Origin of the sequence: Psychrobacillus mangrovi (assembly GCF_037104765.1) — a bacterium.
Lineage (GTDB): Bacteria > Bacillota > Bacilli > Bacillales_A > Planococcaceae > Psychrobacillus > Psychrobacillus mangrovi.
On the sequence record NZ_JBAWSY010000021.1, the window covers coordinates 18,859 to 33,565 of the forward strand.

Here is a 14,707-nt window from a genome sequence, read left to right on the forward strand (position 1 = left end):
CCCAAACGCTTGTAATATGGAATTTGTTCGTTAAAACGGCGGCGTAGCTCAGCTGGCTAGAGCGTACGGTTCATACCCGTGAGGTCGGGGGTTCGATCCCCTCTGCCGCCATATACTTTCCTTTTATAAGGCCCCTTGGTCAAGCGGTTAAGACACCGCCCTTTCACGGCGGTAACACGGGTTCGAATCCCGTAGGGGTCATCTAATAAGAAGCAGTTCCAAAAGTCGAATTTTTGGAACTGCTTTTTTATTTTGACTTTCTAAAGCTTAATTTGTTATTTGCAAACATATGTAGGATTATTACGATATAGGTGCCACACTTCCTTTATGATGGCTGTTTTCTGAAACTTAAAGTATGTTTCCAGGATGTGCGCCTTACAGGCCGCAGGAGCACGAAGAATGAGACCCGGTAAAGGATGTGGGAGCGACGACGAAGGAGCGAATCATCCTGCGGAGGCTCATGCGTAGCGTGCGGCAAGCGTACATTTGCATAACTACACGCTAATGTTTTGAAACACTATTTCAATACACTTCAAAAATATTTTATTCAATAACGGAGCCTTAAATTTTATAAATAAAGGAGAATGCTACATGAATGTTGAAAGACTAGAACCTATCGAAGCTGCAAAGCAATTTATCTCTTTATATCATCCTAATTGCCAAGGAGCTCTTTTAGCTGGAAGCGTAATCCGAGGGGAAACTACAAAAACTTCAGATTTGGACATTGTTGTATTTTATAACAATAATCAAACCTCTTATAGAGAATCTCTTCATTTAGGTGGATGGCCGATTGAAGTTTTCGTTCATAACCTCACATCCTATAAAATCTTTTTTGAAAGTGACTCCAAAAGAACTAGACCATCTCTGCCCCGAATGGTTGCAGAAGGGCACATCTTAAAGGACTCCGATATATTAGATTGTATTAAAACAGAAGCCAAAGAACTGTTAGCAAATGGTCCTGAATTATGGTCTCGGAGACAATTAATATAAAAAGATACTTTCTTACGGATACCTTAGATGATTTCATTGGAAGTTCTAATTGAGCGGAAGAAATTTTTATCGCAAGTACACTAGCTGAACTATTAAGTGAATTCGTGTTACGAACGAATGGAAAATGGATTGGTTCCTCTAAATGGATTGTCCGAGAATTAAAACATTACGATGAGAGTTTTGCCAATCGCTTTGTTGAATCATTTGATGTTTATTATAAAACTGGTGAAAAAATTAAGGTAATTCAACTTGTGGAAGATATTTTACTTCCTTACGGGGAGCGTTTATTTGAAGGGTTTTCTTTAGGGAAATAACAATAGCTTTCAGTTATATCGGGTTATAACTATTAAGTAATTACCTTATCCCAATCGTTTCAGGAGTGCTGTGGACAGACTCTAGCTACATTATTACCGTAGAATTATTTTGAAGTGTTGGTGGGGTCTCACGTGCCGCACCACACATCATTTTTTTGGGGTGTGGGTCTGGACTCCCTACCCTCCAAACACTTCTTTTTTTTCGGTAATATTGCGGCGTGCGTCTGTCCGTCTCCCTCCTTCAACTTTTGGAAAGAGGTTACTACTGTATTGAATAATTAGAGAATAGATTCTGTCCTATTCATATTAAAGCTCCCGAAGATGCAATTTCGGTCGCTATCCCTCTTTTCTATTACGAGAGTTCCCAATCCAATATGTCCTTTAAATTCTTCTTGATATGGCACCAGAAGATGACCTCAACTAGATGATTTTTTAGATAGTAGATTTTTTTCTAAAGACATACACTAGTTGATTGTAGTGGAAGGCGGCGACTCCGGTGGGATCAGTGAGACAGATGAACCATCACAACGTACCCGAAGGGGCGGTGATGGTTCATCGCTCACCCCGCGGAACGCGACCGCCTGGAACGAAAATCAACGGGTTCCATCTAAAAAAGCGAGTAAGTGAACAATAAATCGTTCACTTACTCGCTATGAAATCCTTTTGAGGACTTTTTCAGTGCCCTCAGCGTGAGCTGCGGAGGAGGCTCGGCGCTCGCCCGCAGAAAGCGTCTCCAGTAACTTAGGGAAAGTAGAAAGACTGTGGAGTGTTATCTACAGTCTGAAATCATTAATTATTTTTAAGCTATTTGGTTTTTATGATGAAGATCATGTTCAATGAAATCAACAAAGTAATTACGTATAGTTACTTCATGCTCGCCAATGTTGAAAATTTTGTCCCATTCTACTTCATCAATTTGCTGAAGTTGTTCCATAATTGCTTGCCGTTGTTGCTTTGCATAAGCAAGGGTTTCCGCAAATGTTTGTTCATTAGCACGGGCTGCGGCTTTTGCATTAAAGACTTCGAAGTTTGGAAAAGTTTCAAGTATTGCACCTTCTTTCATAAAAGGTATTCGTTCTTCTAGCGTAAATCGATCCCACTCGGCTAAATGCATCACAATTTCATTTGGCGACCACTTACCTTCTTTGTATGGTGTATTTCCTTTCATTTCGTTTAAATTAGTAAGTTCATCTAACCAATTTACATACTCAATATGCGCTTTTAAAATTTCCTCTTTGCTCACAACTTCTCCCCCTTATAACTTTTTATCTAAAAATATTATGCTTAAATAAATAATCATAGGAAATATCTATAAATAAATATTCGCTTTCATTCACGGGTATAGAAAATGTTCGTGTCATTTCTCCAGTGTCAATATCGCTATATACATCAGAAAATACGCCGCTTTTATCATTGCGCATTTTTATAATGGTTTTTAAAAAATATGGGCGCCAGCTCCAATTTTTATTAATAGCCTCTTTTTGAACATACCACTTCTTATCAATCCGCATAATATTGGGTGAAGTTTGGAAACCATCTTCATCACAAATATAAATACGGAAAGAATATACATCAAGTTCTTTGGCAAGTGCCAGAAGTAACTCGCTATTATTACTTTCAGGCTTTGAATGTTGAATGGTTGTTTCTAAAAGGTTCTGTAAGTTTTTCAATTCGTTATAGTTTTCTTCCAGTAGTCGTTTCTCTATTTTGATAAACTGCTGGCATTCCTTTTTAAATCTTTCCTTCAACTGGTTTTTTGGAATAATCGTTGTACTAGAATCTGCCAAGTACTTTCCTTGATAATATCTTCCACCACTTTTCCATGCAAACTGAAGCTGATGAACAGTATTAATACCTTCAAATAACATATTCGCTCCTATTTTACGAGCTAACGTGCCAAGAGACGTAAATAAATCATTCTGCGCACCCCAGGATTCATAACTTAATTGCTCAATATTCACTTTTAAGATATTTGGAGAGATCATCTTAATATAATCTAAATGGCTTTCGGAACCCACCTGATTTATAGCAACCTTCATGCCATATGTACGTAAATAGCGAAGGATATTATTAAGTTGGCTAAAATCTCCTTTAAAGTTATGCTCTGAAATTACAAGAACAATGCGTGGTAGATTTTCTTCTAAAATATACTCTTTTATAATATCGAAATAACTTTCCCCATAATCTAGTATAAGTAAGTTTGCATTACATGGAAGGTAAATATCAAAATCTTTCACTTCTCCCGCAAGTTGAGAAAGGGCTAAACGCAATAGTCTTTGTTCCACTTCAACTCGATACTCTTCTGGAATATCTTCATCATATGCAAATGAGTTTAAGTTTATTAACTGTTCTTCCATTTGCAGTTTACCAGTTATTTCATAACCAATTACAATGTGCTCATCTGCACTAAAAATTGGCTGAAAATAAGCCTTTAAGTGATTTAAGTTTGTTAGTACATCAATTGCATCCATATAAAAACCTCCTTTAACGATTGACAATCGCACTCGTCTTGCCTATAGAAAAGATACTTCTAGTTTAACAATCCATTTTAATGAAAAAAAGGTACTAACCTCAATATTATTTTTCTTACTACTTTTTTATACAAAAAAAGGTGTCAGCAATGCTGAACACCTTTTCATCTATTAAACATTTTTTCTACCGATAAAACAGACAGCTAATTATCCTCTTTTAGCGCCTCTACCACCACGCTTAGATTCAGTTGCGCGCTTTAACGTAGACAAACGATCTTCACTGTCCTTTAAGAATCTAGCCATTTTTTGTTCAAAATTTTCTTTGTTTGGACGATCGCGATCATTTGGGCGATTGTTGTTACGTGGACGCTGAGGACGTTCTGGTCTCTCTGGTCTTTCCGCTTGAGGCTTCGCTTTACGAATAGATAATCCGATTTTGCCATCCGCTTCAACATTCATCACCTTAACTTCTACAACATCTCCAACCTTCAAGTGCTCATTAATATCTTTCACATAATTATCCGCAACTTCACTAATGTGAACTAGACCTGTTGAGCCTCCTGGCAGCTCTACGAACGCTCCGAAGTTAGTGATTCCTGTTACTTTACCCTGTACCTTGCTGCCTACTTCAATTGACATAAAAAAAATGCTCCTCCTTAAAATTTAAACGACTCTTTACGTGATTATATGATTTTTTCATACAATCCCTTACCCTTATTATAGCTAACAAAAAAAGAGTGTCAATAAGACTACTCTTTTGAAGCGTTATTTTTATATTATTTTTCCTCGTTTTCAGGCAAAGTAAAAATGATTTCTCCTTCTTCTGAAAGAAAATAATCTTTTCTTAATAATTTTCCAATGTACTCATCATCATTTAGTTTGGAAATTTGAAGTTTCAATATTTCTTGCTCTTCCTGTACTTTAGCTAGTTCTTCTGAAACTTGTTCTTTTTGCAGTTTTTTTTCTTCTAACGTTTTATTACTATTTATCAATGATGTAATCAGAAATCCGACAATAAGAACAGACATCACTGCAAATGTAGCTAAACGTCTGTATAAACGAACTTTTTTTGCATGCTTACGATTTTCTTGACGTTCGATGGAACGAACGTAATCGGTATTAATTGATGCAAGTCGTTTCTCAGTAGATTGCTTCTCTCCCATTTCGCCCACTCCCGTCAAACTGTTTCAATTTTTCGTGTACTTTTTATTATAACGGAAGTTTGGTATTTTCTGAAGGGCCAAATGAATTGTTTTTTTATATACATAATGAAAAGGTTTAGTTAAAAATATGACTATAATAACAAGCAATTGTATTATTTTACGAATGATAGATATAAACAAACGAATGATAAACCAAATAGGCTTAACAATTAAACTTAAAAAAATCCTTCCAGCCAAACGAAATACTGGCTGAAAGATTTGTTCGTATAAAAGGATTCCTACGATTTGTGCAAGGGGATCATATATTCTCCATATGCCATCTCGAACTTCATAAAGTAAGTAAAAAGTTCCTAAACCGAGGAATATCCATATAATTATCTCTAAGCCAACTCGATATTTATAAACGAAGGAACGCTTTGAGAAACTTTCTGTTACAAAGCGCGTTCCTTCGATAATTGCACCAACTAGAATTCCACTCGCTATCATCAATAATAAACTAATAAACTGTAGAGAGAGTGTCATCCGAATAGTTTATGAAGTAATCCTCTTGCTCCGTCTAACTGCTGCTCTTCATCGTACTGCATAACTCGTACAATTCCATCTAATGTTAGGAGGCCTTTATCTACGTCCAGGTGTACAATTTTTAAATCTTCTCCTTTAATATGGAGGATCCCTTGTGAGGTCCTTACGTAAAATTCTTGTTGATCAAATCGTTCGATAGATTTAACCGATGTTATGTCCATTCTTTTACGATTTCTTAAAGAAATAACGTGATCCCCCGATGGAATAGTAATTGTTTGATTTTCTGCTTGAAATTGCATTATACTCTCTCCTCTCCTTGTCCTCTATTTGTATTGTATGCACAAAAAAAAAAAGCATGACAAATGCCACGCTTTTTATTTCATAAAATTTATATGTTTATATTTTTAATCTTCATCATCGATAAACGCAGGGTCTACTTTTTCTAATCTCTCTTCTTTCGTTATAGTGAACATAGTTGCAGCTTCTTCTTTTTTAGCAGAATCTCTTATTGCATCAACCGTAGCGGTTACTACCTTTTGTCCAAATCGAATAGATAGTTCATCTCCAGCCTTCACGTCGGAGCTTGCCTTTGCCACTTTTCCGTTTATCGTTATTCTTCCTTGATCTGCAACCTCTTTTGCAAGCGTTCTACGTTTAATTAATCGCGACACTTTTAAGAATTTATCTAATCTCATAACAACACTACCTCTCTAGTTTCTTTGCATCTTTCCAAAAAGCATCTAGCTCTTCCAGATTATATTGAGCAAAGTCTCCTTTTCCCTTCTTTACACTCGACTCGATATATTGGAATCTTCTTTTAAACTTTTCATTGGCCTGCATCATCGCTTGCTCGGGAGATAAACCGTAAAAACGAGCTAAATTTACGATCGTAAACAATACATCCCCCAACTCATCCGTCTGTGTATCTGTATTTCCGTCTTTTAACTCTTTCTTCCATTCAATTAGCTCTTCTTCGAATTTATCCCATGCACCAGATACATCTGGCCAGTCAAAGCCAACTTTTGCTACTCTCTTTTGATAATTATAAGAAGTAAGCAAAGATGAATCTGTGCGTAATTCTCCATCTAGCAATGACTCGACATGTTCTTTTTTCTCTTCCGCTTTAATTTGCTGCCAATTACGAAGCACATCTTCTGAATTGTTAGCAATAACATCTCCAAAAACATGGGGATGTCTGCGAATCATTTTATCCGACACCGACTCAAGTACGTCCTCTAAGCTAAAATATCCATTATCTTCTCCAATTTGGGCATGCAAAAATACTTGTAATAGGACATCACCAAGTTCCTCCACAATATGATCGTCGTCTTCTTCATCTATTGCCTGTAATAACTCATAAACTTCTTCGACGGCATATTTCTTTAGAGTCGTATGTGTTTGTTCTTTATCCCACGGACAACCATTAGGTCCCCGTAAATCAGCCACAATTTTACGTAGTGTTTGCCATTCCTTTAATCTATTTTCTTGATGGGGTATAGGGGGTACGTATAATGTTGTTAAATTATCCAGTACCATTACTCTGTCCAGCTCGTATAAAGGAACTTTCGTTAATTTTTCCTGATTGGAACCAGCTGAAGTGACGATAGTAACTTCATATTCATCCGGATATTTCTCCATTAGCGTAAGTTTTACCTCAGATGCGCTAAATGCATCGTATACCTGTCCGATTAGCACGTGCGAATTCATTTGAATGTCATCGCGTTTTAAACTTGTACCATCTAGAAGCTGAAAACCTTCGATAGGATCAATTCTTAGTGCTCCAAAGATTGGATCTAAAAAGCTTTGCCCACCCTCGATCTTAATTTTTGCTTTCCCTTGTTGCTCCGCTTCAATGAGTAATTGTACAGTTTGTTCTGCTACTAATGGGTGGCCAGGAACTGCATACGTAACAGGGTTAGCAATCGCTAACTGAAGGAGATTTTCAACAATTTCCTCATAAACTCCTTCAAATTGATCATTCTTCATATAAATTCCATCAAAGCTTGTCCATGTGAGCCCTTCTGTTTTTAATTCTTGCAAAACAGGGTGCTGCTCTGTTCGAACATATAGATGCTCTGACGCTTTTAGTTTTTTATATATACCTAGAGGCAATTGATCTAAATCGCTTGCTCCGAGGCCGATAATTGTAATTTCATTCATCTTTTCACAACCTTACTTTTCTTTATTCAACCATAGTTGAAACGTAGCCATTCTTCTTCCGAATGGCAGTAAAAACCACTCTTTTTCTCCGATTACACGTCTTTTTGCAATAATTAGTAAGAAAATTGTCGCTCCAAGTGTTACTGCACTAAGAGATATAACGACAGACTGTAGTCGACTTGGTAAGCTATCGAAGAGGAAAGCATCTGCCAGCCACACATACGCCGTCACACCGAGCACCATCATAATCGAAGCAATTCCAATGCCTTTATAAAAGGAAAAAGATGCAAAAGAAATATTCCAATGCTTTTTAAAATAAAAAAACATCATAAAAAATACAATCGCTAAACTTATATTTCCAGCTATTGCTGCGCCAACAATTCCATACGATGAGACAAGCATACCATTTAATATCCATTTACAAAATACACCAAGAAGTAAAAATAAAGTAGGGATTTTTACTTTCCCACTTCCTTGAAGCATTGCCATCAATGTTAAAATTAAAGACATCCATATTATTTGACATGCAAATATCATTAACGTGAGCGATTCAGCTCTCGTTTGAAATAACATTTCATTTACATAAGGTAAAACTACAATCAATCCTAAAGCTGCGGCTATTCCGAAAGTGAAGGCGACACGATATGTAAGCTGCATGAAAGGAATAGCTGTTCTTCCTTTTTCTTTATTGATCCGATGTGCAACTAACGGCACAATTGCTAAAGATAAAGTAGACGCAATGACAATCCCCAATTGTACAAGAGGTTGCCCTCGATCATAAATTCCTTTCATCTCCATAGCTTGATGTTTTCCAAAGCCGCTTTCTAATAGCAATTGAAATACAGTGAAGGAATCCACCAACTGAAAAAGTAAAAACAAAAGCGCACTTATACTTGCACTAACACTGACAATCATCAAATCCTTCACAATTGGCCAAATTGGAACTACTTGTTTAGGTTTATTTGCGTGATGAATTCCAAATCCTCTCCAATATATGAAAAAAAGAAAAACAACACCTGCAAACTCTCCTGCTACTGCCCCATACATTGCCATACTACCAGCCTTGTATAAATCAAAACTAGTAGATACTACAATCCATGTACCCAATAAAATAGCAGTCACTCGTACCGCTTGCTCAATCACTTGTGCATAGGCAACAGGCTGCATTTTGCCATCGGCTTGAAACTTCCCTTTTAACACGGCGAGCATCGGCATTAACAAAATGACATAGGAGCCCGCCTTTAGTAACGGAGCTAACTGTACGTCCCCCATTGTACGTGCAAGAAATTCAGCTCCAGCAAATAATAAAAGAAAGAATAGAATTGAAACGATTCCAATAAAAACAAAAGCAATTTGCATAATTCTTGGAATAGCTTCATCATTTTTAGTAGCTTTATATTCTGATAGTATTTTCGATAATGCAACGGCAAATCCAAAAGAAGTCCAAGTTGTGATGATACCAATGAACGGATAAACCTGTTGATAAATATAAAATCCTTCATCTCCAACCAAGTTTTGAAATGGAACACGATAAACAGCGCTTAATAGCTTTACAATTATCGCTGCAATCGTCAACATGGCTGCGCCCTTCATATACGTTTTCATGTTCCATTCGTTACTCATTCCTTCATCCTTCTTCCATTCATCAATGCAACTATTATACATGAATATATAATAAACAGCATATTTCCAAGGGAAGAAGCAACACAAATTAGACATGGAAAAAGGCCTTTCTCTAATATAGAAAAAGACCTTTCATAAATTAAGTTTCCATCTGTTTTGCTAAGAAATTTGCTGCTGTTTCAACTGCTTTTAACTCTGCTTCCCCAACAAAATGGACTTTAGAAATTAAAAAGACAGCGCCAATTGGATCTCCAGATGAAATAATTGGAGCAATACAGTATGATTTGACTGATTCAAAAACACCTGGAACCCACTCTACTGAGTTTTCATGTTTTTCTGTAACGATAGATCGTTTACTAACGATTTCTTCAACATCGGGGCTTAGTCTTCTATTTAGATAGTCTTTTTTTGATAAACCTGCAACTGCAATCATTTCGTCACGATCACTTATTAATACCGGAGTACCTAGCGTTTCGTATAAAGTCTCAGCATACTCTTTTGCAAAATCCCCAAGTTCATTAATTGGTGAATACTTTTTTAATATTACTTCTCCTTCTCTATCCGTAAAAATTTCCAGTGGATCTCCTTCACGGATGCGAAGCGTTCTGCGAATTTCTTTCGGAATTACTACTCTACCTAAATCATCAATGCGTCGTACGATGCCTGTTGCTTTCATGTAATGTGCCTCACTTTCGACTGATTGGGTATTAATTTTCATTTCTGCCATAGTATGCATCACATTACCAAAAAATATGCAAAGTGCTATTTCACTTCAGATTTTTCTTTTTTTGCCTCTGGCAACAACCTCATCATCTCTTCTAACACATCAAACGGATTAAACTTCCCTGTTTTTCGTTCATCAATTGTAATGACTAAATTACGATTATCCATGTTAAATCCAACTGCACGACCATATTGCATTGACTTCTCAACAAGCATGGCACCATCTATGTTTTGAGTACCTTCTGTACTGAATCGAATCGACACAATCTTGTTTACTTCTTTGATAGATTCGACTCCTACATCTTTACCCCAAACTTTCATACGAGCAATGCGTAGCAATTTTTCCGCTTCAAGAGGAATATCTCCAAAACGATCTTGCAGCTCATCAACAAGGTCCATATATTCTTCTTCCTTGTCCATTGCTTTTACGCGTTTATACATTTGAATTTTTTGATATCCATCTGGAATATATTCGTCCGAAATATAAGCATCAGTTGATAAAACAATCTCCAAGTCTTGTATTTCTTCTTTCTTAGTACCAGTTCGTTTTTCTTCAATTGCATCTTCAAGCATTTGTGTATATAAGTCGAAACCAACAGAATCAATAAACCCATGTTGCTGAGAGCCTAATAGATTCCCTGCTCCTCGAATAGACAAATCACGCATTGCAATTTTAAATCCTGATCCAAGTTCCGTAAATTCTTTAATTGCTTGCAATCTTTTTTCTGCGACATCTGTTAATACCTTATCCCGTTGATGCATCAAATAAGCATAAGCAACGCGGTTTGAACGCCCTACTCGACCACGTAGTTGATAAAGCTGTGATAACCCCATCTTATCTGCATCATGTATGATAAGTGTATTAACATTTGGTATATCAATACCTGTTTCAATGATCGTTGTTGTTACGAGTACATCATATTCTCCTTCTAAAAAGCTAATAATCACAGACTCTAGTTCCGTTTCGGGCATTTGTCCATGTGCAAAACCGACTCTAGCAGTTGGGACTAACATTTGAATTTCATCTACTTTTCGAGTTATGTCTTCCACCCGATTGTATAGATAAAACGCTTGTCCTCCCCTTGCAAGCTCTCTTTCAATTGCTTCACGTACAAGTGCTCCGTTATATTCCATGACGTACGTTTGAACCGGGAAACGATTTTTAGGCGGTGTTTCGATGACAGATAAATCACGCACTCCAATCATTGACATATGTAATGTACGAGGAATTGGTGTTGCAGTCAGCGTAAGTACATCCACATTAGTTTTTAATTGTTTAATCTTCTCTTTATGCTTCACTCCGAATCGCTGCTCTTCATCGACAACTAAAAGTCCTAAATCGCGATATACAACGTCCTTAGACAAAATACGATGTGTACCAACTATTACATCTACCATGCCCTTGTTCAAACCATTAATCGTTTCTGTTTGCTGTTTTTTAGTTCGGAAACGGCTTAGTAAACCAACTTCTATAGGGAAGTCTTGAAAACGGTCTAACATGGTCTCGTAATGCTGTTGAGCAAGAATGGTGGTTGGACATAAAAAGGCAACCTGTTTCCCTTCCATTACCGCTTTAAATGCTGCACGAATAGCCACTTCTGTTTTTCCATAACCAACGTCTCCACAAATAAGTCGATCCATCGGACGTGGCTTCTCCATATCAATTTTTACTTCTTGTATAGACCGAAGTTGATCGTCCGTTTCTTCATATGGGAAAGCTGCTTCGAATGATTGTTGCATTTCACTGTCTGGCTCAAATGCATATCCAACCTCAGATTCGCGCTTTGCATAAAGCTTTATTAACTCATCCGCAATATCTTGAACTGCTGCAGAAACTTTAGATTTCGTTTTTTTCCAATCCGCTCCGCCTAGTTTATGTAGCTTCGGATCCTTTTCCCCAGAAGCAACATACTTTTGAATAAGATCTATTTGATCCACAGGAACAAATAGTTTATCCTCTCCACGGTAGCGTATGTGTAAATAATCTTTGTGAATGCCATTAACTAAAAGCGTTTCTATTCCGATATATTTCCCTATACCATGATGAATATGTACAACATTATCGCCAGGCTTTATTTCCGAATAGCTTTTAATGCGCTCTGCATTCGTTACTTTTTGTGCTCTTGCTTTTCGCTTATGTTTTTGTTTAAATAACTCAGACTCGGTAATGACAGCAATGCGTTGGAGCGGTAATTCAAAACCCGCTTCTAAATCTCCGTCCACAATAAAGATTCCGGAGTTTTTCAAATCTTCCCCAGAAGCTCCAATCTTTGAAACTATTTCATAATCTTCTAAAACAGTATGAACTTTTTGGACACGTTCTTTTCCGTCAGCTAGAATTACTACTCGAAACTTTCCTTGTGTAAATCGATCAATTTCATTTTTCAATAAATGCATTTGTCCATGAAAGTTCTGCATTGGCTTACAGGAAAAGCCGATATTTTTTTTAATTGTTATACCCGAAAACGTACGAGAGAATAAAGAAAAATATAATTTTTCATTCGGGAGCATCTGAATAATCTCTTTTAAATTATAAGAAGGTTTTACGTCATGAACCGTTTTACCTTCCTCTAACAGTGCTAAAAACCAATCATTTTCTTCTCTCTCCAGTGTTTCAGTAACTTCTTGGATTCTTCCAAGCTCATCAAATAAAACCATTCCATTAGAATCGAAATAATTACCTAAAAAGCTATTATGTTCGTCAAGCAACGAAACGTATTTCATAAATTCCTTTGGCTGCTCACCTTGTTTTAAAAGTTCAATATCATGTTGAATATTTTGATAAAATTGCTCTTTCATTTCAGGTATTTTTACTTTTTTTAGACTTTCAGCCAACGAATCTTCCAATTTATGCGCAAGTAATTTCTTTTTATCTTCTGTTAATACATACTCAGTTGCAGGTAGTATTCGAATGTCCTTTAGTTTTTCTAATGAACGCTGATCCTCTGCAGAAAATGTTCGAATAGAGTCTACTTCTGTATCAAACAACTCTATACGAATTGGATGCTCTAAATAGAGTGGGTATATATCAACAATTCCACCCCTTAAAGCAAATTCACCTGGTGCAGTAACCATCGGTTGACGAATATAGCCCATATTTATAAGACTTTGCAATAGTGTTTCTAACACTATTTCCTCGCCTTCTGATATGGAGACCGTGCTTTCCCGCCAATCCTTCACAGATGGCATATGCTTTTTAAGTCCTGCGATTGGTACAATATACACACCATTTTTTTTCGATAGCATGTGATCTAACGTTTCAATACGCTGTGCTCGTAACTCTGGACTAGCTATGGAAATATCCGCTGCAATTAGCTCATCTGCAGGAAATAAGCGTACTAAATCGTCTCCAACCAACTTTACTAAATCTTCCGTTAGCTTTTGCGCATGAAGTAAATTCGGTGTAACAATAAGAATAGCTTTTTTACGTGTACTATAGAGCATTTTACTAAAAACAGCTCTTGCACTGCCCGATAGTCCCGTTAATAGCTGCTGATCTTGACCGCTCTCTAATTCTTTTAGTAGTTTTTGTATATGTGAATCTTCCCGTAGTATATTACTTAAAAGCTCCATTTCAATCCCCCGTTTTTTAAGAAAAGCATAAGATGCCTGTATAGCCACAAATACTATTATTAATTCTCCAGGCATCTCTTCACACCTATGAAAACACATAGCTTAGTGGCTGGCAACTGTAGACTAGACAATCAAAAAGTAGAAAACTGTAGGTGCCTCTTCTCTACCATGAAAGGCAACTTCAAAACAGAAAAAGGCTTTGCACACTAAAACGTGCCAAAGCAACTCTACTGTATCCACTTTTTTAATGCATAGTAATTAGGAAATTTTTGGAGAGAACTTTGGCACTCTTCACAAATACACTGTACTGTGTACTCCCCTTCATTTCCAAGTTCAATATATAAATCTTTTTCTTCATGTGTTATGTCATTTTTTTTCAAAAAGTGCTCATCTATAGAGTCCAAAGGCAATTGGCCTATTTCTGTTTCACAATGGCGACACTTATAACGAATGGTCATGCCCAAAACCTCCTTTTTAGGAAGTATAGGTCTATACGTTAAAATTTATGCACCATTATATATATTCATCACTTCTAAAAAGCTTTTTGTTAGCCATGCATCACATGCATCTGCACTCTTTTTCACCGCATTCACCATATCTGCTTTTTCATCTTCTGTAAATCGTGATAAAACATAGTCTGGTACCTTCATACCGTTTTTAGGACGATCAATACCAATCCGAATTCGATTAAACTCCTGTGTTCCTAGATGCTGAATAATTGATTTTATTCCATTGTGACCGCCTGCGCTTCCCTTTTGACGTAGACGGAGTTTTCCTACCTGTAAATCTAGATCATCATAAATAACAACAATCTCATCATTCTCAACGTCATAATAATCCATCATAGGTACAATACACTCACCAGATAAATTCATATACGTTAATGGTTTTAATAGCATTACTTTCTCTGCTCCAATATGTGTAATACCATACATACCATTAAATTTAGATTGTGAAAGTGGTATGTTTAATCGATTAGCTAATTCATCTATAACATGAAATCCTATATTGTGTCTGGTTGCCTCGTATTGTTTACCTGGATTCCCTAATCCAACGATGATTTTCATTCATATTCCATTCCTTTTAATACGTATTTCATTTATTTTAACATATACAATAGAGAAAAACGCAGATTCTTATGCTTTAACAACTACAGAGAAAAAGAGAT

13 protein-coding genes, 2 tRNA genes and 1 pseudogene are annotated in these 14,707 nt (G+C 36.6%); 3 read left to right on the forward strand and 13 right to left on the reverse strand.

Translation table 11 applies throughout. From position 1 onward, the window contains the following. Positions 1 to 37: 37 nt before the first annotated feature. The 3 genes and pseudogenes from WAX74_RS17990 (at position 38) to WAX74_RS18000 (ending at position 1,304) form a co-directional block, all read left to right on the forward strand. Positions 38 to 111: transfer RNA gene (locus WAX74_RS17990), tRNA-Met, on the forward strand. A gap of 18 nt (positions 112 to 129) precedes the next feature. Beyond that, positions 130 to 201, forward strand: a tRNA-Glu gene (locus tag WAX74_RS17995). 390 nt (positions 202 to 591) lie between these two features. After that, positions 592 to 1,304 (forward strand): annotated as a pseudogene (locus tag WAX74_RS18000) (nucleotidyltransferase domain-containing protein). Between the two features lie 799 nt (positions 1,305 to 2,103). On the opposite strand, the gene WAX74_RS18005 reads toward WAX74_RS18000, so the two are convergent. From WAX74_RS18005 to pth, 13 genes are all read right to left on the reverse strand, one after another. Next, a complete protein-coding gene (locus WAX74_RS18005; RefSeq protein ID WP_336499053.1) occupies positions 2,104 to 2,547 on the reverse strand; it encodes a DinB family protein in 444 nt (147 codons plus the stop codon). A gap of 22 nt (positions 2,548 to 2,569) precedes the next feature. Continuing rightward, positions 2,570 to 3,775, reverse strand: a complete 1,206-nt coding sequence (locus tag WAX74_RS18010) for an EAL-associated domain-containing protein (protein WP_336499054.1) — start codon at positions 3,773 to 3,775, stop codon at positions 2,570 to 2,572. Positions 3,776 to 3,982: 207 nt separating this feature from the next. Further along, the gene (locus WAX74_RS18015; protein ID WP_053591080.1) at positions 3,983 to 4,414 is read right to left on the reverse strand and encodes a S1 domain-containing RNA-binding protein; all 432 of its coding nucleotides are present in this window, start codon (positions 4,412 to 4,414) and stop codon (positions 3,983 to 3,985) included. Positions 4,415 to 4,551: 137 nt separating this feature from the next. Further along, entirely contained in the window at positions 4,552 to 4,938 is a 387-nt protein-coding gene (locus WAX74_RS18020) for an FtsB family cell division protein (protein ID WP_336499055.1), read from the reverse strand. Positions 4,939 to 4,962: 24 nt separating this feature from the next. Continuing rightward, on the reverse strand, positions 4,963 to 5,460 hold the full coding sequence (gene yabQ, locus WAX74_RS18025; protein ID WP_336499056.1) for a spore cortex biosynthesis protein YabQ: 498 nt from the start codon (positions 5,458 to 5,460) through the stop codon (positions 4,963 to 4,965). Beyond that, entirely contained in the window at positions 5,457 to 5,759 is a 303-nt protein-coding gene (yabP, locus tag WAX74_RS18030) for a sporulation protein YabP (RefSeq protein ID WP_336499057.1), read from the reverse strand. Before yabP ends, yabQ begins: the two co-directional genes overlap by 4 nt. Positions 5,760 to 5,864: 105 nt before the next feature. Continuing rightward, entirely contained in the window at positions 5,865 to 6,155 is a 291-nt protein-coding gene (locus WAX74_RS18035) for an RNA-binding S4 domain-containing protein (RefSeq protein ID WP_336499058.1), read from the reverse strand. A 7-nt stretch (positions 6,156 to 6,162) separates the two neighbouring features. Continuing rightward, the gene (gene yabN, locus WAX74_RS18040; protein WP_336499059.1) at positions 6,163 to 7,620 is read right to left on the reverse strand and encodes a bifunctional methyltransferase/pyrophosphohydrolase YabN; all 1,458 of its coding nucleotides are present in this window, start codon (positions 7,618 to 7,620) and stop codon (positions 6,163 to 6,165) included. Between the two features lie 12 nt (positions 7,621 to 7,632). Then, positions 7,633 to 9,285 carry a putative polysaccharide biosynthesis protein gene (locus WAX74_RS18045; protein WP_336499060.1) on the reverse strand — a complete coding sequence of 551 codons (1,653 nt, stop codon included), beginning with the start codon at positions 9,283 to 9,285 and terminating at the stop codon, positions 7,633 to 7,635. Positions 9,286 to 9,382: 97 nt separating this feature from the next. Next, a complete protein-coding gene (gene spoVT, locus WAX74_RS18050) occupies positions 9,383 to 9,919 on the reverse strand; it encodes a stage V sporulation protein T (protein WP_053592247.1) in 537 nt (178 codons plus the stop codon). A gap of 86 nt (positions 9,920 to 10,005) precedes the next feature. Next, positions 10,006 to 13,539 (reverse strand): transcription-repair coupling factor, encoded by a 3,534-nt coding sequence (gene mfd, locus WAX74_RS18055; protein ID WP_336499086.1) that lies wholly within the window; start codon positions 13,537 to 13,539, stop codon positions 10,006 to 10,008. 227 nt (positions 13,540 to 13,766) lie between these two features. After that, a complete protein-coding gene (locus WAX74_RS18060) occupies positions 13,767 to 13,997 on the reverse strand; it encodes an anti-sigma-F factor Fin (protein WP_336499061.1) in 231 nt (76 codons plus the stop codon). A 45-nt stretch (positions 13,998 to 14,042) separates the two neighbouring features. Beyond that, a complete protein-coding gene (gene pth / locus WAX74_RS18065) occupies positions 14,043 to 14,606 on the reverse strand; it encodes an aminoacyl-tRNA hydrolase (protein WP_336499062.1) in 564 nt (187 codons plus the stop codon). Between the last annotated feature and the right edge of the window lie 101 nt (positions 14,607 to 14,707).

What these genes read in the sequence shown, in the direction of transcription:
- WAX74_RS18010 (WP_336499054.1), bottom strand. Translation starts at nt 3,775, where the DNA reads ATGGATGCAATTGATGTACTAACAAACTTAAATCACTTAAAGGCTTAT.
- WAX74_RS18015 (WP_053591080.1), bottom strand. Translation starts at nt 4,414, where the DNA reads ATGTCAATTGAAGTAGGCAGCAAGGTACAGGGTAAAGTAACAGGAATC.
- WAX74_RS18020 (WP_336499055.1), bottom strand. Translation starts at nt 4,938, where the DNA reads ATGGGAGAGAAGCAATCTACTGAGAAACGACTTGCATCAATTAATACC.
- yabQ (WP_336499056.1), bottom strand. Translation starts at nt 5,460, where the DNA reads ATGACACTCTCTCTACAGTTTATTAGTTTATTATTGATGATAGCGAGT.
- yabP (WP_336499057.1), bottom strand. Translation starts at nt 5,759, where the DNA reads ATGCAATTTCAAGCAGAAAATCAAACAATTACTATTCCATCGGGGGAT.
- WAX74_RS18035 (WP_336499058.1), bottom strand. Translation starts at nt 6,155, where the DNA reads ATGAGATTAGATAAATTCTTAAAAGTGTCGCGATTAATTAAACGTAGA.
- yabN (WP_336499059.1), bottom strand. Translation starts at nt 7,620, where the DNA reads ATGAATGAAATTACAATTATCGGCCTCGGAGCAAGCGATTTAGATCAA.
- WAX74_RS18045 (WP_336499060.1), bottom strand. Translation starts at nt 9,285, where the DNA reads ATGTATAATAGTTGCATTGATGAATGGAAGAAGGATGAAGGAATGAGT.
- spoVT (WP_053592247.1), bottom strand. Translation starts at nt 9,919, where the DNA reads ATGAAAGCAACAGGCATCGTACGACGCATTGATGATTTAGGTAGAGTA.
- mfd (WP_336499086.1), bottom strand. Translation starts at nt 13,539, where the DNA reads ATGGAGCTTTTAAGTAATATACTACGGGAAGATTCACATATACAAAAA.
- WAX74_RS18060 (WP_336499061.1), bottom strand. Translation starts at nt 13,997, where the DNA reads ATGACCATTCGTTATAAGTGTCGCCATTGTGAAACAGAAATAGGCCAA.
- pth (WP_336499062.1), bottom strand. Translation starts at nt 14,606, where the DNA reads ATGAAAATCATCGTTGGATTAGGGAATCCAGGTAAACAATACGAGGCA.